Source organism: Nocardia sp. NBC_01730 (assembly GCF_035920445.1).
Classification (GTDB): domain Bacteria; phylum Actinomycetota; class Actinomycetes; order Mycobacteriales; family Mycobacteriaceae; genus Nocardia.
On the sequence record NZ_CP109162.1, the window covers coordinates 5,390,730 to 5,408,036 of the forward strand.

The following is a 17,307-nucleotide window of genomic DNA, read 5'->3' on the forward strand; positions in this document are numbered from 1 at the left end:
GTGCGCCTCCCTCGCCGCGTCGGATGCACCGCGCGAGCGGGTGCGGGTGCGTGCTCACCCGCTGCCGGCTGGGCTTACCGTAGCGCAGACAGCGCGCCGGATCGTGGGCGTTCATGCCACACCTCCCTTCCCGGACTTTCCGAACAGCAGCTCCGACAGGTAGTCGTGCAGCTTGTGGAACTCCGGCGTTCGCATCATCTCGGGCAGCCGCGGACGCGGCAGATCGATCTCGACCAGCTCCAGCACCCGACCCGGCCGCGGGCTCATCACGGCGACCACATCCGACAGGAAGACCGCCTCGGCGATGCCGTGCGTGACCATCAGCGTGGTCGCGGGCTTCTCGGTCCAGATCCGCAGCAGCTCCAGATTGAGCCGCTGCCTGGTCATGTCGTCGAGTGCGCCGAACGGTTCGTCCAGCAGCAATACAGTCGGCTTCACCACCAGCGCCCGCGCGATCGAGACACGCTGACGCATGCCGCCGGAAAGCTGCGCGGGTTTGGCCTTCTCGAATCCGTCCAGTCCCACCAGCCGGATCAGGTCGGCGATCTGCGCCGGATCGGGCGTCATTCCGGCGACCTGAAGCGGCAGCTTGATATTCGACTCCACCGAACGCCAGGGCAGCAGCGCCGAATCCTGGAACGCGATGCCCAATTCGTGGCGACCGCGCAGTTCAGCGGGGGTCTCGCCGTCGATCAGCGCCTTGCCCGCGGTCGGCGTCTCCAGCCCGGCGAGAATGCGCAGCACCGTGGACTTGCCGCAACCGGACGGACCGAGCAGCGCGAGAAACGCGCCCTGCTCGGTATGCAGATCCACGGAGTCCAGCGCCTGCACCGTTTTCCGCCCGACCCGGAAGGTCTTGGTCAACCCGCTGATGTGAATTCCGGTCCCCCCGGCAGTGCTGCTGTCCGTGCTCATGACGGCCACCCTAAGAGCACCTGGTTGCGCGGATATTGCGAATCGCATCGCCATATTGCGCAATCGTTACATGCCGGGCGTCGAGCGGGTATTTCGAATCGAAGCGAGCCGATCCGGATGGGACACGGCCCGCCACGGGTTACACAGCAGGTGAACCCGATCATCACGTTGCTCGATGCCGAGCTGCACATCGCAGGCTCGGAGATCCTCTGGCGCGAGGTGATCGGCAACGGCTTCGGCCTCGCCTCCGCGATCGGCGGCATGCGCCGCCGGGTCTGGGCCTGGCCGATCGGCATCACGGGGAACGCCCTGCTGTTCACGGTGTTCGTCGGCGGCGTATTCCACACGCCGCAGCAGCTGAACATGGCGGGCCAGGCCGGACGCCAGTTGATGTTCATCGCCGTCAGCGTCTATGGCTGGTGGAGTTGGTACCGGCACGCGTCCAGGGGTGCCGGGCTGGAGCATCGCGGTGTCGACCCGCGCTGGGCGACTGCGCGCGAACGCCTCGTCCTCGTCCTCGCGATGCTCGCCGGCACAGCCGTCTTCGCCCAGCTCTTCGAGCGGCTGCACTCCTACGGTCCATGGGCCGAAGCCTGGATCTTCACCGGTTCGGTCCTGGCCACATATGGCATGGCGCGCGGGCTCGCCGAATTCTGGTTGATGTGGATCGCAGTCGACGTCGTCGGCATTCCGCTGCTGGTTCGGGCCGGTTACTACCCCTCGGCCACCATGTATCTGGTCTACGCGGGCTTCGTGGCCTGGGGCTTCCTGGTCTGGAAGCGCAGCATGCGGCCGTCCGCCGAAACGGCTCGGCCGCTGGCGCCGGTACCAGCTCTGGACTAGTCGACCGATCCGGGACCTATTGCGTTGCTTCGCTTTCGACCCCGTGCCGTCTGTCGGCGCCTACACCAGGTCGACCCGCACTCCCGCCGCGCGGATCGCCGCCACCGCCGCGGGGTCGGCGTCACTGTCGGTAACCAGGACCTGCACCTGCTCGATGCCGCAGATCCGGGCCAGCGCCGTGCGTTCCAGCTTGTCGGCGGTGGCGACCACCATCACGTGTCCCGAGCGCCGCACCATCTCGGTGGTGACCCCGGCCTCATCGATGTGCCTGCACTGCGCGCCCCCCTGGGCGGAGATCGCGTTCACGCCGAGGATGAGTTCGTCGAGGCGCAATTCGGCCAGCGCCCGTTCGGCCAGCGGCCCGTGCAGCTCGTAGGACTCCCGCCGCGCCACGCCACCGAGGACGATCGTGCGCATGTGCGGCCGCAGCACCATCTCACCCGCGATGTTGAGCGCGTTGGTGACGATGGTCAGCTGATCGTCGCCGGACATCCCGAGATCGGTGCGCACGGCCAGCGCCCTGGCCACCGCCGTGGTGGTGGTGCCACCGTTCATCGCCACCACTGCGGACGGATCGACAAGGGACGCAGCGTGTTCCGCGATCCGCTGCTTGGCTTCACCCCCGGTCTGACGGTAGCGGGCGGGCAGGTCGTAGGCGACCGAGGTCGCCACGACGCCGCCGTGCGTCCTGGTCGCCAGCTGCTGCTGCGCCAGCGCGGTGAAATCGCGGCGCACCGTCGCGGGGGACACGCCCAGCCGCTCTGCGGCCTCGTCCACCGAGAGCCGCCCGGATTCGGCGAGCAGTTCCAGCAACCGGTTCCACCGCTGTGGCCGGTCCGTCGATCCGGTCATCTCACACCGCCAGGGCCGTGTGGACGACCTGCTGTTTCTCCAAGCACGCGAACAATATGACCACAGGCACGGTGCCGACCGTCAAGATTCTCGGGCGGCGATGCCGAGCCGGGCCTGCGCTTCGCCTGGGAAACACGTGGCACGGTGAGTTCGGTGTGCCGGACGTCGTACCCGCCGCCCGACAGCATCGACACCAGTCGGAGTTGTTGCCTGCGCCAATCATTCACCGCATGGCTCACCTCGACCGGTAACCGATCAGACCGGGTCATCTACTTGACGCCACCGGCGGTCAGACCTGCCACCAGACGCTTCTCGATGAGCGCGAACAGCAACACCACCGGAATGATGCCGACAGTGGAAATGGCAAACACATATTGCCACGCCGTGTCGTACTGCCCGACGAACTTGGTCAACGCCACCGACAGCGGCTGGTTCTCCGGTGTGGTCAGCACGACCAGGCTCGCAGCGAACTCGTTCCAGCACGAGACCACGACGAAGATCGTCGCGGTAACGATGCCAGGCCAGACCAGCGGCAGACTGACCCGGATCAGCGTCTGCCAGCGGTTCAACCCGTCGAGCAGCGCCGCTTCCTCGATCTCCACCGGGATGGCGGCGAAGAAGCTGTGCAGGATCCACACCGCGAACGACAGGTTGAACGCGGCGTTCACCAGGATCATCGCCAGCCAGGTGTCGTTGATGCCAAGCGCGAAGAACTCCCGGATCAACCCGGTCACCAGGACGGTCGGCTGCAGCATCTGGGTCACCAGCACCAGGCCGAGAAACACCACGCGGCCCGGAAAACGATGGCGCGCTGTGTAATATCCCGCCGGAATCGCGACGACAAGCACAAGCGCGGTCGCGCAGAGCGAGATGATGATCGTGCTGACCAGGTTGAACGGCAGCGGCGTCTCCGGGGTATTCCACATCGTGGCGTAGTTGTCCGGGTGCCACTCCTGCGGCAGGTACGTCGGCGGGATGCTCAGGATTTCGGCCCTGCTCTTCAGCGAACCGAGAACCATCACGAGGAACGGCAGCAGGAACATCGCGGAAAGCACCACACCGACCACGGTGAGTTCCCAGCGACGCCGCTTGGTCCGCGGGCCTGTGCGCGCGCCAGGGTCGGCCGCACCGTCGACCCCCGCCACGTCCGCCTGGATGGTCATCGGTCGACCTCCTGGGTCGGCCGGATCACCTTCACGTAGATCGCGATGATGACAAGGATCAATACGAAGTTCAGCACGCTCATCGCGGCGGCGGTGTCGATCTGCTGGTTCTGCCGAATCAGTTTGAAGGTCAACGTCGTCGTGGTGTCCGCGGAGAACCCCGCGATGCTTCCGGTGATCACCTGCAGAATCGGCAGCGAGTTGAACACGTTGATGATGTTGATGATGGTCGCCACCGCGATCGCCGGACGCAACTGCGGCAGCGTGAGATAGCGGTAGCGCTGCCATGCGCCGGCGCCGTCGACCCGGCCCGCTTCGTCGGTCTCGGCCGGAATCGATTGCAGCCCGGCCAGAATGGTGTAGGTGGTGAATGGCACAGACACGAACACCGCGACGCCCATCGCCACGAGGAACGCCTGCGTCGGCTGCTTGGTGAAGCCATAACCCCGGTCGAGCACCCCGATGTCGACGAGAAATCGGTTCGCGATGCCGACGTCCGGATCGAGCATGTAGTAGAAGATCGACGTCGTCATCACCACCGACGCCGCCCACGGCACCAGGATCGCCATCCGTACCGCGGTGCGGCCGGGAAAGTCCTTGTTCAAGAACTGGGCCAACGCCGCGGAGAGCAGCAGCGTGATCAACACGACACCGACCACCCAGATCACCGTGTGGACCAGGACCGAGCCCAGCTCCGAGATCCCGAACAGGGTCCGGTAGTTGGCCAGGCCGGCGTTGCCCCGGTCCTGGCCGTAAGCGCTCAGGTCCCTGGTGCTGGTCCACACCATGTAACAGGCGGGGAAGGCGACGATCGCCGCGATCAAGACCAGCGACGGTCCGATCCACGGCATCGCCGCCAGTATTCCTCTGCGCCGCACGCTACTTCACGGCTTCCTGGATCCGCTGCAACACCTGGGCCGGGTCCGCGCCCTGGCCGATGGTGCCCATCTGCTGACGGATGGCCCCCTGGGCGGCGCCCCATTTCGCGTTGTTGCTCGGGTAGAACCGCGCCACCGGCAGCGTCCCGGCGAACGCCTTGGTGACCGGGTCGTCCGCGAGCTTGACGGCGGCGCTCTCGGTGATCGGGATGAAGCCCTCGTGCCGCACGAAGTTCGAGTACACGTCGGCGGAATAGAAGTAGTCGAGGAACTTCTTGATCGTCTCGGTCTTCTTGCCGTCCTTCTGGAAGGCCATCAGGTGGTCGGCGACGCCGAGAGTGACCGGCTCACCCGTCTTCGTCGGCGAGGGTGCGGTCGCGTACTGCAGGCCCGGATTCTTCGCGGCGATCTGGCCGATGGTCGGCGGCAGGCCCTCGATCATGCCGATCTTGCCCTGGATGAAGGCGTTGATCACGTCCTTGCGGTCGGTCGCGCCTGGATTCGGCTGGGTCGCGCCTGCATCGATCAGATCCCGCATCGCCTGCACGCCCTCCAGGTTCTGCGGGGTGTCCACGGTGATCCGGTCGCCATCGGCCCAGGAGCCGCCCGCACCGAAGGTCCAGATGGAAGTCTCGCCCTGGGCCTCCTCGCTGCCGAGCGGCAGCCCGTAGCCGGACACGCCGCCGCCGAGCGCCTGGATCTTCTTCGCCACGTCGGTCAGCTCGGCCCAGGTCTTCGGCGGCGCGACGACGCCAGCCTTGGCGAACAGGTCGGTGTTGTAGAACAGCGTGCGAGTCGAGGCGAACAGCGGAAGCGCGTACTGCGTTCCGTTCAGCGAGGCGTTGTTGGCGAAGCCGGGCTGGATATCGGCCAGCACCGGTGCCGACACGATGTCGGCGGCCGGATAAAGCATGCCGTCGCCCGCGAAGCTGGCATAAGCGTCGATATTGAGGATGTCGGGTGTGGTGGACTTCGACTGCAGTTTGGTGCGCACCACGTCGTTGATGGAGTTCCACGACTCCATCTGCAGATTCACGGTGATGCCCGGGTTCTGCTTCTGGAAGTCGGCGATGATGCCGTCCCACAGGGCCTTGGTACCCGTGGCGCCGTCGCTGTAGGCGGGCGCGAGGAAGTTGATCGTGGTGTCGGAGTCCGCGGCATCTTTCGAACCGAAACCGCAGGACGACAGCGCCAGCGCAAGGCCGGTGACCATCGCGACTCCGGCAAGTACGCGGTGGAGTGGTCTTTTCACGAGCAGAACCTTTCAGATTTGCACACCCGGCGCCAGGGGACCGCCGATGATGGGGAGGACCTACCGGCCGTGCGCATCAATCTAGCCCTAACCGTGATCATATGTGACTGATTTGCCTGTAAATTTGACATGAACGATCACATGAGGTGATCCTGTTGATGTGCCGCTCTCTGCCGAATCCACACCGATGACCCATCTGGCCACCGAGGTCGCCACCCAGCCGGACGACTGGGCACGGGCCACGACCGTCGCGGCCGACCACCGAGCCGTGCTGCCCCAACCGGGTGAGCGCGTGGCCGTGATCGGCTGCGGAACCTCACTGTTCATGTCCCGCGCGATCTCCGCGCTGCGCGAAGGCGTGGGCCACGGGCGCACCGACGCCTGGCCGGCGAGCGAGGTGCGCGATCGCGACTACGACCGCTACCTCGTGATCTGCCGCTCCGGCACCACCACCGAAGTGGTGCGTGCCATGCGGGATATTCCGGCGCAGATCCCCCGTGCCGTCATCTGCTCCAGCCCCGGCACCCCCGTGCTGGAACTGGGCGATCCGATCCTGATCGACGAGGTCGACGAACAGTCGGTGGTACAGACCCGCTTCGCGACCACCGCACTGGCGATCCTGCGCTCACACCTGGGCCACGACCTGGATCCGGTGATCGCGCAGGCCCGCGCGGTGCTCGCGGAGGACCCCACGGTGTCGCTCGCCGAGGTACGTGGGGCCGAGCAGATCAGCTTCGTCGGTATGGGGTTCGCAGCAGCCATCGCCGACGAGGCGGCGCTCAAGCTCCGCGAATCCTGCCAGTCCTGGACCGAGGCGTACCTGGCGACCGAATACCGCCACGGCCCGATCAGCATCTCCGCGCCGGGCCGCGCGGTCTGGGCCTTCGGACCGCTGGAGCCGAACTTCGCCGACGATGTCGCCGTCACCGGCGCACACCTGGAACATCGCGACGTCGACCCGATGGCCGACCTGATGCGCGTCCATCAGCTCTGCGTGCTGCGCTCCGCAGATCTCGAACTCGATCCCGACCACCCGCGCAACCTGAACCGCTCCGTGGTTCTCGAGCGGTGACCAGGGTCCTGTGGTGAACTCCGTACCGGGCGCAGCGTCTCGACGCCGAACCGCGGTGGCAGCTCCGCGGTCGGCCGTCACGTTGTCCGACGACGCGCTCGTGCTCGGATTGGACGTCGGCGGGACCACCATCAAAGGCGAGATCACCGACGTCGCGGGCACGGTGCTCGCGACGGGCACCCTTGCCACGCCGCAGGGCGAGGCCGCGTTCGACGCGATGGGCGCGCTCGGCGACCGATTACTCGCCGAACTGTCCGACGAGCAGCGCCACCGGGTCGGCCGGGCGGCGGTGGTGCTGCCTGGCATCGTCGACACCGCGAACTCGATCGCCGTGTTCAGCAGCAATGTCGGATGGCGGGACGTGCGCATCGGCGACCGCTTCATCCGACGCTGGAAGATCCCGGTCCTCGTCGAGCACGATGTCGCCGTGGCGGGTTGGGCCGAATGGCGGTTCGGCGCGGGACGCGGGCACGACAACGTGTGCGTGATCATCCTCGGCACCGGCATCTCCGGCACACTTTCCGCAGGTGGGCGACTCGTACGCAGCAGTTACGGACAGGTCGGCGAATACGGCCATGTGCCGGTTCGGCGCGAGGGCGGATTGCCATGCCCCTGCGGCAATATCGGCTGCGTGGAGACCGTGGCCTCCGGAGCGGCCATGGCGCGCGCCTATACTCGTCGCACCGGTCGCGAAATCGACGGCGCCGCAGAGGTTTTCGCGCTATATTCCACCGACCCCGACGCGGCGGCGGTAGTCGAGGACGCGGTCGACGCGCTCGCCGACGGACTGGTCGGCTTGGTGCACGCGACCTGCCCCGAACTGATCGTCCTCGGTGGCGGTCTCGCCGGCGCGGGCGCCGCCCTCACCGACCCGCTGCACCGGGCACTGGTCGACCGACTGCGCCTGGTCCCCGCACCACGAGTCGTACTCGGCGAGTACGGTGCCCGCGCCGGTCTGGCGGGCGCCGCGCTGTTCGCCCGACAGGGGGCCCTGGAATGAGTGACCTGACGATCCGGGGGCGCATCGTATCGGCGAGCGCGACCATGGACGACGGGGTGGTTTCGGTTTCCGGAGCGCGGATCGCTGCCGTGCAGTCGTTCGCGCAGTGGCGCGCCGGGCACCTGGATTCACCCGAACCGCCGATTTCGGGAATCGTGTTGCCCGGGCTGGTGGACATGCACAACCACGGCGGATTCGGGTACCGGTTCGACACCGTGGATGGCGCGGACGCGCGGGCGGCGGCGGAGTCCCATCACGCGCGCGGATCGACCACGGTGGTGGCGAGCGTGGTCACCGGGGTCGGCGCCGACATGGTGGCGCAGACCGCCGTGCTGCGGAAGCTGGCCGAGGAAGGAGTGCTCGGCGGCATTCACCTCGAGGGTCCCTTTTTGTCCGAGGCCCGATGCGGGGCACAGGATCCGCGATTTCTGCGCGACCCCGATCCCGAGCTGACCGACCAGCTCCTCGCCGCCGGTGGCGCGCATCTGCGCGTGCTGACGATCGCACCGGAGTTGCCCGGCTACGCGGCCGTCGCGCGGCGGCTGGTCGACAACGGCGTCGTGGTCGCGCTGGGCCACAGCGAAACCGACTTCACTTCGTTCCTAGAGGCATTGCGCCCCAACGGCTTCGGTGGTCTCGTAACACACCTGGCGAACGGGATGCCACCGCTGCACCACCGCGATCCCGGCCCGGTCGCCGCGGCTCTGGTGGCCGCGGCGGCCGGGCACGCGACCGTAGAGCTGATCGGCGACGGCGTGCACGTCGATCCCGGATTCGCCGCGCTGGTGTTCGCGACCGCACCGGGACGGGTCGCGCTCGTCACCGACGCCATGCAGGCGGCGGGGCTCCCGGACGGCGAGTACCGGCTCGGCCCGCAGCCCGTCACGGTGCGCGACGGGGTCGCGCGAATCGCCAACGGTTCGATCGCGGGCGGGGTCAGCACGCTGCTGCAGTGCGTGGCGAGGGCGGTGCGCGAATCCGGTGTTCCGCTGCGGGATGCGGTGCTGGCTGCCACCTCGACCCCGGCCGCCGCGCTCGGGCTGACCGACGTCGGTGACCTGCGGGCCGGGCAGTTCGCCGACATATTGACAGTCGATGACAGTCTCCAGTTGCGCCGGGTGCTCAGACGAGGACAGTGGTTGTCGTGATCCTCACCGTGACAATGAATCCGGCGTACGACATGACCTACCGGGTCGAGCGCTTCGAACGCGGGCAGGCCCACCGGGTCCGCTCGGTCGAGCAGCGCATCGGCGGCAAGGGCATCAACGTGACCCGGGTACTGAATCAACTCGGCAAATACTCGAGGGCGACCGGGTTCTCCGACCACGCCTTCGCGGCGGTCGCCGAGCTGGAGATGCCGGTCGACTTCGTGCACGCGCTGCCCTGGGTACGCCGCACCGTGGTGATCAGCGAGTCCGAGGACGGCACCGCCACCGCGCTGTGGGAGCCGGGCGCCCGTGTCTCCAACCCGCATGCCGCCGAACAATTAGCCGTCCGGGTGGCGGGTCTGCTACCCGATATCGATGGGCTGGTCATCTCCGGATCACTGCCTGCCGGCATCGACCCCGCACTTCCCGCCGAGATCGCGCGGACCGCGATCGCGGCCGACGTGCCGACCATCTGCGATGTCGACGGCGAGGCATTGCGCTTGGCCGCCCAGGTGCCCGGGATCGTGCTCATGCCGAACAGTGCGGAGTTGCATCGATTAACCGGTGCCGAACCGAAAACCGCCGCCGACGTCGTGACCGCCGCCTATCCGCTCATCGATTGGGGCGTGCGCGCGGTCATCGCCACGCGTGGTGCCCAAGGGGTTGTCACGGTCACCGCCGACGGCGCGTGGTCGGCAGTGCTCCCTGAACCACTCGCCGGAAACCCGATCGGCGCAGGCGATTCCGCGACGGCCGCCGTGATCGCCGCACTCTCGACCGAGACCGCCCCGGACTGGCCCGCCATCCTCACCGACGCGGTAGCCACCTCCGCATCCTCGATCGTCATCCCGGTAGCCGGCGAAATCGACCGCGGTCTGCGCGCCAGAATCGCCCCGACCGTCCGCGTCGAACACCTGGACCTGCCGACGCGCGCTCAGCCATGAGGAGACGCCCGCAATGCCGCTGACTTCGGTTTCCGACCTGATCACCGTCGTCCGCCCCGGCGGTCTCGGCGCGTTCAACGTGATCACCCTGGAGCATGCCGAGGCCATCGCAGCCGCCGCGGAATCGGCGAAAAGGCCAGTGGTATTGCAGCTTTCGGAGAATACGGTGCGCTATCACCGCAGTCTCGCCCCGATCGCACTCGCTTGTCTGCGGATCGCCGCCGACAGCAGCGCCGTCATCGCCGTGCACCTCGACCACGCCACCGACCCCGAACTGGTCCGCGCCGCGGTCGATCTCGGTATCCGCTCGATCATGTTCGACGGCTCCACCCTCGACTACGCGGACAACGTCGCCGCCACCATCGCCATCACCCGCTGGTGCCACGAGCGCGGCGTCCACGTCGAGGCCGAACTCGGCGAAGTCGGCGGCAAGGACGGCGCCCACGCCCCCGGCGTCCGCACCGATCCCAACGAGGCGGTCGAATTCGTCACGGCCACCGGAGTCGACGCGTTGGCGGTAGCTGTCGGATCCTCCCACGCCATGCACAGCCGCACCGCACAACTCGACACCGACCTGATCGCCCGCCTTGCCACGAAAGTCCCGGTTCCCCTGGTCCTGCACGGCTCATCCGGCGTCCCCGACGATGGCCTGCGCTCCGCCATCGATCACGGCATGACGAAGATCAACATCGCCACCCGCCTCAACGTCCAGATGACCGCCGTTATCCGCGCCGCCCTCACCGCCGACCCCACCCTCGCCGACCCCCGCAAGTACCTCATCCCCGCCCGCTCCGCCATCCAGTCCGAAGTCGAACACTTCCTCCACCTCCTCACCTGACAGCGGAGAGGCTTCCCACCCTTTCCCGCCCCACATACGCGGGCTCCAGCCGGAGACAGTCCGCGAGTGGCACACCACGGCGAGGCCTCTCACGCTTTTCCGCAGCCACGCGCCGCCTGCGGGACTCCAGCCGTACCGCAAGGTGGAAACCGGCGTCGAAGAGCGTCGACTATCACTTTTCGAAGGCCGGATCACCGCGTTTTGCCGCAACCATGTGCCACTCAACGAGCAAGGCCGGCGGCGCGAGCGAGGGGGTTCGGCGCCGCCGGCCCGGCTAGGTGGTGGGACAGGGCAGTTGTCCACCGGTTAGAGCTGTCGGGCCGATCGCGTCGCACCGACGGGGTTACTCTCGCGCGCGTAGCTGAGTGCTCGTTGCAATGGAGCTGAGAGTCAGCTGGGAACCGGAGTGGTGTGGGCCGGTCGAATCAGGTCGGGAGCGGATGGTGGAGGTGAAGGTCCACCAGTCGGCCCGGTCGAACGAGGATCGGCTCCGAGCCTGAATACTCGCGGATGGGAACCCGGGCATCGTCGAATTTCGAGCTACCGCGTCACTGGAGGGCGACGACCGGAGCCGGCCATCGCGCATCCGTGTCGCCCGAGACTACCCAGCCGCCCGAATGGTCGTCGTGAATGCGGACCACTGCGCCGGCGTGAACGCGAGAACAGGTCGGACATGCCCCGGAAACTTGCTGTCGCGGACGAGGACTCGCTCACCGTCGAAGCAAACCTCGACGCACGCCTGACTGTCACTGGAATAGGACGACTTGAACCAGCCCTCCATAGGAAAATTCGGGCTATCCATATCCTCGAGTTTACAAGCTGTCAGCTCTTGTCTCGATCAACGCGAGCGAATCGGCACGGGACATGGCGTGATCGGCGAGCGCACTGTCGAACATGGTGCGGAGATGCCGTACCGGCTCGGTGTCCTCGATCAGCCGGAGGTGGATGAGAGTCTCGCTCCAGGCGATGTCCGGTAGCAGTGCGCTCTCGAAGCCGAGCACGTGAAAGGTGGCTCCGCCGAGCAGAACTCCGCCCGGTGCATCGAACGGTATGACCCTGATATCCAGGGTGTCGGGAGACTGCTCGATCAGCGATGCCAGATGGTGCAGCTGCCCTCGCAGCACATCGGCACCGCCGGTGCGCTGGGTAAGCGCGGCTTCACTCACCACCGCCACCAGGCGCAGCGGATCGGGTCCGGTCAATCTTTCCTGGCGGCGCATGCGCACCTCGACCCACCGGTCGATCTCCACCCTCCGAACACGAGCGAGGTCGTTGGTGAATAGCGCCCGTGCGTAGTCGCGCGTTTGCAGCAACCCAGGGACCAGCACACTTTCGTAAGTGTGAATGCGCTGCGCTCCGTACTCCAATCCATACAGGCGTGTCACCTCATCCGACAACAACCCCGCATACCCCGACCACCACCCGCGCTGCTTCGCGATATCCCGCAGCCGCAGCATCTCCTCGCGCTCGGCTGGGTCGAATTCGAGCAACCTCATCAGCTTCTTCAATTTGTCTTCGGCCAGGACGCGTTCCTTCTCCACCTTCGACCAATACGACAGCGTGAAGCCGAGTTCCTTCGCGACCACCGACGCGCTGACATCGAACTCGTTGCGGCGTCGTCGAATACGCCGCATGAGCTCCCAGCGCGCGACCGTAGGCGAGAGTGGTGCCATCGTCCGATCGTGTCCTTCCAGCTCCGGCAATTCGTGGAGACGACCGTACCCGCATTCATACTCGACCGAATTTTGTCAATAGACAGGTCAACTTGACCTATCAGTGTTCTGCGCCCTAATCTTTTTGTGTCGCGCATCGCAGGCGGGGGCTTTCCGGGCCCGCATGCGCGGGAACGAGGGGGTTCTGATGTCTGTGCATGTCATCGACCGGGCGTGGATCGTGAGTGATCGCACGCCGCACCAGGCGCGTCGGGTCAGTGAGGATGCGTGGGTGGTGTCGTATCTGCGCGGTCGGATGTTGACGACCGAGCAGGCGACGGCGGCGATCCAAGCGGCGGAAACGGTTTCGCTGATGGAGGAGCTGGCGAGCCGGATGGGGCTCACCGCGCTGGAAGCCCTCGGTCTGGTCGTTATCGAAACGCCGTGGGATACCGGGCCGCCGCGACGTCGGCTCCGGTTGCCGCGTCCGGGCGGGCGGCATCGCCGCTGATTTTCACATCTCGCATACCGCAATACCATTCGACCCAGGGGGTTATCGCAGTGGAACCGCTGCCGACCAAAGAACTCGTTTTACATGCCTGCCGTGTCGTGCCCCGAGTCGACCAGCCGATCCTCGAGTCCGCACATCTACTCGCCGGATTACACCGGCAACGGCTGCATACCGAGCTGGGCGAGGCGAACGACATCGATCAGCACCGCGCCCGGCTCGTTCTCGCCATCGACCGCTGGGTCGCCACCGAGGTGCCCCCTCCACACGGCGGCGCCCACATGCACACCGAAACCGTCGGCATGGTGATCGACCGCCTCGCCCAGTTCGCCGCGTGCGCCGACGAAGTCCTGCCCATCGCACCGGAGTGGGCCGTCCACAACGCCTGGGAGCGTCTCGCCGAACTCGCGGTCGGCTATGAAGATCTCGCCTACGAGGTCTCGGCGGGACTGCGCCGCCTCCCATACCTCAGCGGCCCGCGCGACCGACGATGAACCGCGACCGAAACGTGCCGAGAGCATCGCCACCGACATTTCGGAAAAGTCTGCGCCCGAGCTAATCCTCGGACGGGTCCGGCCAGGCGTGGGTTTCCAGCCGAGTGCGCACGCGGGTCACATCCGCCTCCGAAGGCATGTCGTTGGTCAGCTTGGTGATCATCACCTGGATGTCGGTCTTGTCGATGGGCAGTTCGCCGGAGCCGGCCAGCTCTGCCGTGATCTGAGCCACCTCCTCATCCGAGAGTCGGCGGCGAAGCAAGGCGAGTAGCGGGATGTAGTCGGATTCCGGGACACCGTCCGGATATCCGGCCCGCAGCCAGTCGATGATGGCGTTCAGGAAAGGTGGCATCGGCGAACGCTTTTCGTTCAGTCGGAATCGGCGGGGGGTTCGGCCAGTGGCCAGCCGCCCGCCGCCAGGTGGGAGGCGACGCGGGCGATGTCGCGGTCGTCCGGTTGCTCCTTCGCAACCCGGGCGATCGCTTCCTCGATCTCGGCGTGGGTGATCTCGCGGTCCGGGTTCGAAGCCGCCAACTCCTCGGCAATCACGACCACCTCGTAGTCGGTGAGGTGGCGGTGCAGCACCGCGAACAGGGCGACATAGTCCGAGCGCGGGACCCCCTGTGGATAGCCGGCGCGCAGCCAGCCCACGATCTTGCCGAGCAGGTGCGGCCGTAGCTGTGCAGGTTTCGCTTGATCGGTCACTCTGACGCCCCTCATGCCTGTTCGAACAGATGAATGCCGAACCTTGCCGCGATGAACGCTTTCGCGGTGTAGAGGATTCCGGTGATGATTGCCACCACCACCAACACGAGGCACACCATCGCGACCGCGAGCGCCGGGTAGTTGCGCCGCACCGTGCCTCCCTCTTCGACGATTTCCGACGCCGACCAGAACCGCACTCCGATCGCGAAGACCATCGGCAGCCCCGCCCCGAGCAGCAGCCCGGCCGACATCACCTTCCACAGCGAATTCAGATTCGTGACGAGAGTGTGCACGCCTGGACCTCCTAGACCTGCGCCGAATGGGACGTCGAGCCGAATTCCGTCGCCTGCCCGCCGGCCGCCGAGTCCTGGGTAACTCCCGGCGCATCGGTGGCGGCGCCAGGCGTCTCGCCCGGCCACTCGTTGACGTTGTCGGTGTGCACCGGATTTCGCCGGGAACGCAGATACATCAGCGTCGACAGCGCGATCAGAATGCCGAACACCACCAGCACGCCGGCCAGCCCGCCGACGAAATGCGCGACAGCCCAGCAGATCGCACCGGCCACACCGGCCAGCGGCAGCGTGAGCAACCATGCGACCACCATCCGCCCCATCACGCCCCACCGCACCTCGGCACCCTTGCCGAGCCCGGTACCCAGGATCGAGCCGGTCGCGGTCTGTGTGGTGGACAGCGGCAGCCCGAAGTGGGCGGAGGTGAGAATGATCGCAGCGGAAGCGGATTCGGCCGCGAGCCCCTGCGGCGAGTCGATCTCGACAAGCCCCTTGCCCAGTGTCCGGATGATCCGCCAGCCACCGAGATACGTGCCTGCCGCGATGGCGACGGCACACGCGGCCATCACCCACAGCGGCAGCTCGTCGTTCTTGGTGAGCGTCCCATGCGCGACGAGGGCAAGGAATATCACGCCCATCGTCTTCTGCGCGTCGTTGGTGCCGTGCGCCAGCGAGACCAGCGAGGCGGAACCGATCTGGCCCCAACGGAAACCTTCGGTAACTTTGTCCTCGGTGGAGGACCTGGCGATCCGGTAGACCAGCCAGGTTCCGATCGCCGAGACCAGCGCGGCGACGACCGGGGCGAGCACCGCGGGAAGAATGATCTTGGTGACCACCCCGTCCGAACCGGACGCCCAGATCACACCGCTCCAGCCCAACGAGGCGAGCGTCGCGCCGATCAGACCGCCGAACAGGGCGTGCGACGAACTGGACGGCAGGCCGAACAGCCAGGTGAGCAGGTTCCACAAGATACCGCCGACCAGACCGGCGAACACGATGATGAGCAGGTCGTGACCCGACACGGCATCGAGACGAACGATGCCCTTGGCCACCGTGGCGGCGACGGCAACCGACAGGAAGGCGCCGAGCAGGTTCAGCACCGCCGACAGCGCGACCGCGACGCGAGGCTTGAGCGCACCGGTCGCGATCGACGTCGCCATGGCGTTGGCGGTGTCATGGAAGCCGTTGGTGAAATCGAATGCGAGTGCCGTCACGACGACGATCAGGAGAACCAGGAATTCGACGGTCACGCTTCTAGTGTGCGGCACCCGCCAACGTCATCGCCAAAGTGGTTGCCGTCAGTCGGACGTCCAGGACGGGATAACGTGGATTGTGCTCTCTCTCAGCCGAGCCGCGTGCATCCCGGTGTGACCGGACGACCTGCGAACCGATCGTCTATCCACGCATTCGCACCGGGGATCCCGCTGAGGCCGACGATGAAGTGCTCCCCGAGATGCACCTCGAAGTCCACCTCCGCCCCACCACGGCACCAGTCCGCGTAGAGATTTTCGGCCCCGGCCAATGGCACCCACGGATCGTGCGTGCCGTGATAGAGGAACACCGGCACCTTCGGCGCGGTCGCGCCCATGCGATTGTCGGCCAGGATCTCCTTGATCATCGGCAGCTCGGTGGGCGCGGCGACATTGGTGAGCGCCTGCACCGGAATCGGCGCGACGACACCGGCGAACCCCGCCGACGACATGCACATGTCCTTGCCGATCTGGGCCAAGCGCCAGCCATTGTCGTTCATCAGACCGAGCATTTCCGGATACTCCCTGGCCAGCCCGAGTGTCGCGGCAAGAAACACTCCGGAGGCGGCGTTGCGGCCGTCCATGCCGGCCAGCAACATGCCGAAGTCGGCGGGCACGCCCCCGAACGCCGCGCCGACGAGGTTCACCTCCGGCGCGTAGTCGGGTGCCAACTGCGCGGCCCATCCGGTCGCGATCGCACCGCCGGAGTATCCCGTGACCACGGTGGGCGTGTCCGGCGGCAACCCGAAGTCCGGTGTATGGACCACGGCCCTGATCGCGTCGAGCACCGCGTGACCGGCCATCCGACCGGCCCCGTAAGCCTGCCGCGGGCCCTGGTGGTCGGGGACGATCACGGCGTAGCCCTTGGACAACGGAATCTGCGCGGCCCACAGCTTGCCCTCCAGCGCGGACTTCAACTCGTAGGACGGCGCGCATTTGTGCCCGAGCGAGTCGATCGCGGCGTTGAACGACAGCAGCGGGCGCGGCCCGGGGCCGGTCCACGGCGCGGTCGGCACGAGCAGCGTCGCGACCACCGGCACCGGCCGACCCTTGGCATCGGTGGATCGAATCAGCAGTTCGGTCGAGTTCAGCGGAAAGAAGGTCAGGCCCGTGCCGCTCGGGCGGGTCGTGAGAATCGTTCCCGGCGGCTGGCTCTCGAAGTCCGGCGGCGGCGTGTAGAACGGATCGCCCAGCGGCGTCGGTAGGACTCCGGAGTACTCACCCGACGGTGTGACGAATTGCTCGATCGGATCAGCGCGCGCGGACGTCCCGGCCACCGCACTCACGGCCAGTGCGCCGACCAGCGCCAACACCGTTCCGGCGTACCGCCCACGCAGCCGCCATCGCACCATCGCACCCACCTGCCGACCCCTGTCCCGAAGCAAGAAACCCTGCCGAACCACTGCGGTGTGTCGAGCATCCGCCACCCTGATGAGCCCATACTGACAGCGGCACAGCCATCATCGCAGCGTCACACGCCGACGGTGTCAGATCACGGTCTGA

Annotated in this window: 20 protein-coding genes; 8 read left to right on the forward strand and 12 right to left on the reverse strand. The window is 66.8% G+C overall.

The genetic code is table 11. From position 1 onward, the window contains the following. Nucleotides 1–111: 111 nt before the first annotated feature. Nucleotides 112–915, reverse strand: a complete 804-nt coding sequence (locus tag OHB12_RS22270; protein WP_327110516.1) for an ABC transporter ATP-binding protein — start codon at nucleotides 913–915, stop codon at nucleotides 112–114. A gap of 150 nt (nucleotides 916–1,065) precedes the next feature. Between OHB12_RS22270 and pnuC the strand changes: the two genes are divergently transcribed. Next, complete coding sequence (gene pnuC, locus OHB12_RS22275; RefSeq protein WP_327110517.1) at nucleotides 1,066–1,758, forward strand: nicotinamide riboside transporter PnuC; 693 nt, start codon at nucleotides 1,066–1,068, stop codon at nucleotides 1,756–1,758. Nucleotides 1,759–1,818: 60 nt separating this feature from the next. On the opposite strand, the gene OHB12_RS22280 is transcribed toward pnuC, so the two are convergent. The 4 genes from OHB12_RS22280 to OHB12_RS22295 all read right to left on the reverse strand — a co-directional run bounded on the left by OHB12_RS22280 (nucleotide 1,819) and on the right by OHB12_RS22295 (nucleotide 5,903). Then, entirely contained in the window at nucleotides 1,819–2,610 is a 792-nt protein-coding gene (locus OHB12_RS22280) for a DeoR/GlpR family DNA-binding transcription regulator (protein ID WP_327110518.1), read from the reverse strand. 269 nt (nucleotides 2,611–2,879) lie between these two features. Then, nucleotides 2,880–3,773: a carbohydrate ABC transporter permease gene (locus tag OHB12_RS22285; RefSeq protein WP_327110519.1), complete on the reverse strand. Its 894-nt coding sequence runs from the start codon at nucleotides 3,771–3,773 to the stop codon at nucleotides 2,880–2,882. Continuing rightward, nucleotides 3,770–4,624, reverse strand: coding sequence for a carbohydrate ABC transporter permease (locus OHB12_RS22290; RefSeq protein ID WP_327110520.1), 855 nt, complete (start codon nucleotides 4,622–4,624; stop codon nucleotides 3,770–3,772). Before OHB12_RS22290 ends, OHB12_RS22285 begins: the two co-directional genes overlap by 4 nt. Nucleotides 4,625–4,652: 28 nt before the next feature. Next, entirely contained in the window at nucleotides 4,653–5,903 is a 1,251-nt protein-coding gene (locus tag OHB12_RS22295; RefSeq protein WP_327110521.1) for an extracellular solute-binding protein, read from the reverse strand. Between the two features lie 187 nt (nucleotides 5,904–6,090). Between OHB12_RS22295 and OHB12_RS22300 the strand changes: the two genes are divergently transcribed. Genes OHB12_RS22300 through OHB12_RS22320 form a run of 5 tightly spaced genes read left to right on the forward strand, consistent with a single transcriptional unit; the run spans nucleotide 6,091 to nucleotide 10,905 of the window. After that, nucleotides 6,091–6,975 (forward strand): SIS domain-containing protein, encoded by an 885-nt coding sequence (locus OHB12_RS22300; RefSeq protein ID WP_327110522.1) that lies wholly within the window; start codon nucleotides 6,091–6,093, stop codon nucleotides 6,973–6,975. A gap of 13 nt (nucleotides 6,976–6,988) precedes the next feature. Further along, nucleotides 6,989–7,975, forward strand: a complete 987-nt coding sequence (locus OHB12_RS22305; protein ID WP_327110523.1) for an ROK family protein — start codon at nucleotides 6,989–6,991, stop codon at nucleotides 7,973–7,975. Beyond that, on the forward strand, nucleotides 7,972–9,123 hold the full coding sequence (locus OHB12_RS22310) for an N-acetylglucosamine-6-phosphate deacetylase (protein WP_327110524.1): 1,152 nt from the start codon (nucleotides 7,972–7,974) through the stop codon (nucleotides 9,121–9,123). Before OHB12_RS22305 ends, OHB12_RS22310 begins: the two co-directional genes overlap by 4 nt. Next, nucleotides 9,111–10,067 carry a 1-phosphofructokinase gene (locus OHB12_RS22315; protein ID WP_327110525.1) on the forward strand — a complete coding sequence of 319 codons (957 nt, stop codon included), beginning with the start codon at nucleotides 9,111–9,113 and terminating at the stop codon, nucleotides 10,065–10,067. The genes OHB12_RS22310 and OHB12_RS22315 overlap by 13 nt, the downstream gene beginning before the upstream one ends. Nucleotides 10,068–10,080: 13 nt before the next feature. Continuing rightward, nucleotides 10,081–10,905, forward strand: coding sequence for a class II fructose-bisphosphate aldolase (locus OHB12_RS22320; protein ID WP_327110526.1), 825 nt, complete (start codon nucleotides 10,081–10,083; stop codon nucleotides 10,903–10,905). A gap of 601 nt (nucleotides 10,906–11,506) precedes the next feature. On the opposite strand, the gene OHB12_RS22325 is transcribed toward OHB12_RS22320, so the two are convergent. Together OHB12_RS22325 and OHB12_RS22330 are read right to left on the reverse strand one after the other, a co-directional pair. Next, nucleotides 11,507–11,707 (reverse strand): DUF397 domain-containing protein, encoded by a 201-nt coding sequence (locus tag OHB12_RS22325; RefSeq protein WP_327110527.1) that lies wholly within the window; start codon nucleotides 11,705–11,707, stop codon nucleotides 11,507–11,509. A gap of 10 nt (nucleotides 11,708–11,717) precedes the next feature. After that, the gene (locus tag OHB12_RS22330; protein ID WP_327110528.1) at nucleotides 11,718–12,578 is read right to left on the reverse strand and encodes a DUF5753 domain-containing protein; all 861 of its coding nucleotides are present in this window, start codon (nucleotides 12,576–12,578) and stop codon (nucleotides 11,718–11,720) included. Nucleotides 12,579–12,765: 187 nt separating this feature from the next. On the opposite strand from OHB12_RS22330, the gene OHB12_RS22335 reads away from it, so the two are divergent. Next, complete coding sequence (locus OHB12_RS22335) at nucleotides 12,766–13,068, forward strand: hypothetical protein (protein WP_327110529.1); 303 nt, start codon at nucleotides 12,766–12,768, stop codon at nucleotides 13,066–13,068. Nucleotides 13,069–13,166: 98 nt separating this feature from the next. Continuing rightward, on the forward strand, nucleotides 13,167–13,559 hold the full coding sequence (locus OHB12_RS22340; protein ID WP_327110530.1) for a DUF4254 domain-containing protein: 393 nt from the start codon (nucleotides 13,167–13,169) through the stop codon (nucleotides 13,557–13,559). 61 nt (nucleotides 13,560–13,620) lie between these two features. On the opposite strand, the gene OHB12_RS22345 is transcribed toward OHB12_RS22340, so the two are convergent. The 5 genes from OHB12_RS22345 to OHB12_RS22365 form a co-directional block, all read right to left on the reverse strand. Then, nucleotides 13,621–13,911: a DUF3349 domain-containing protein gene (locus OHB12_RS22345; protein WP_327110531.1), complete on the reverse strand. Its 291-nt coding sequence runs from the start codon at nucleotides 13,909–13,911 to the stop codon at nucleotides 13,621–13,623. Between the two features lie 17 nt (nucleotides 13,912–13,928). Next, nucleotides 13,929–14,264, reverse strand: a complete 336-nt coding sequence (locus OHB12_RS22350) for a DUF3349 domain-containing protein (RefSeq protein WP_327110532.1) — start codon at nucleotides 14,262–14,264, stop codon at nucleotides 13,929–13,931. A gap of 11 nt (nucleotides 14,265–14,275) precedes the next feature. After that, entirely contained in the window at nucleotides 14,276–14,557 is a 282-nt protein-coding gene (locus OHB12_RS22355; protein ID WP_327110533.1) for a hypothetical protein, read from the reverse strand. Between the two features lie 11 nt (nucleotides 14,558–14,568). Next, nucleotides 14,569–15,804, reverse strand: coding sequence for an inorganic phosphate transporter (locus OHB12_RS22360; protein WP_327110534.1), 1,236 nt, complete (start codon nucleotides 15,802–15,804; stop codon nucleotides 14,569–14,571). Nucleotides 15,805–15,896: 92 nt separating this feature from the next. Continuing rightward, nucleotides 15,897–17,156: a lipase family protein gene (locus OHB12_RS22365; protein ID WP_327110535.1), complete on the reverse strand. Its 1,260-nt coding sequence runs from the start codon at nucleotides 17,154–17,156 to the stop codon at nucleotides 15,897–15,899. Between the last annotated feature and the right edge of the window lie 151 nt (nucleotides 17,157–17,307).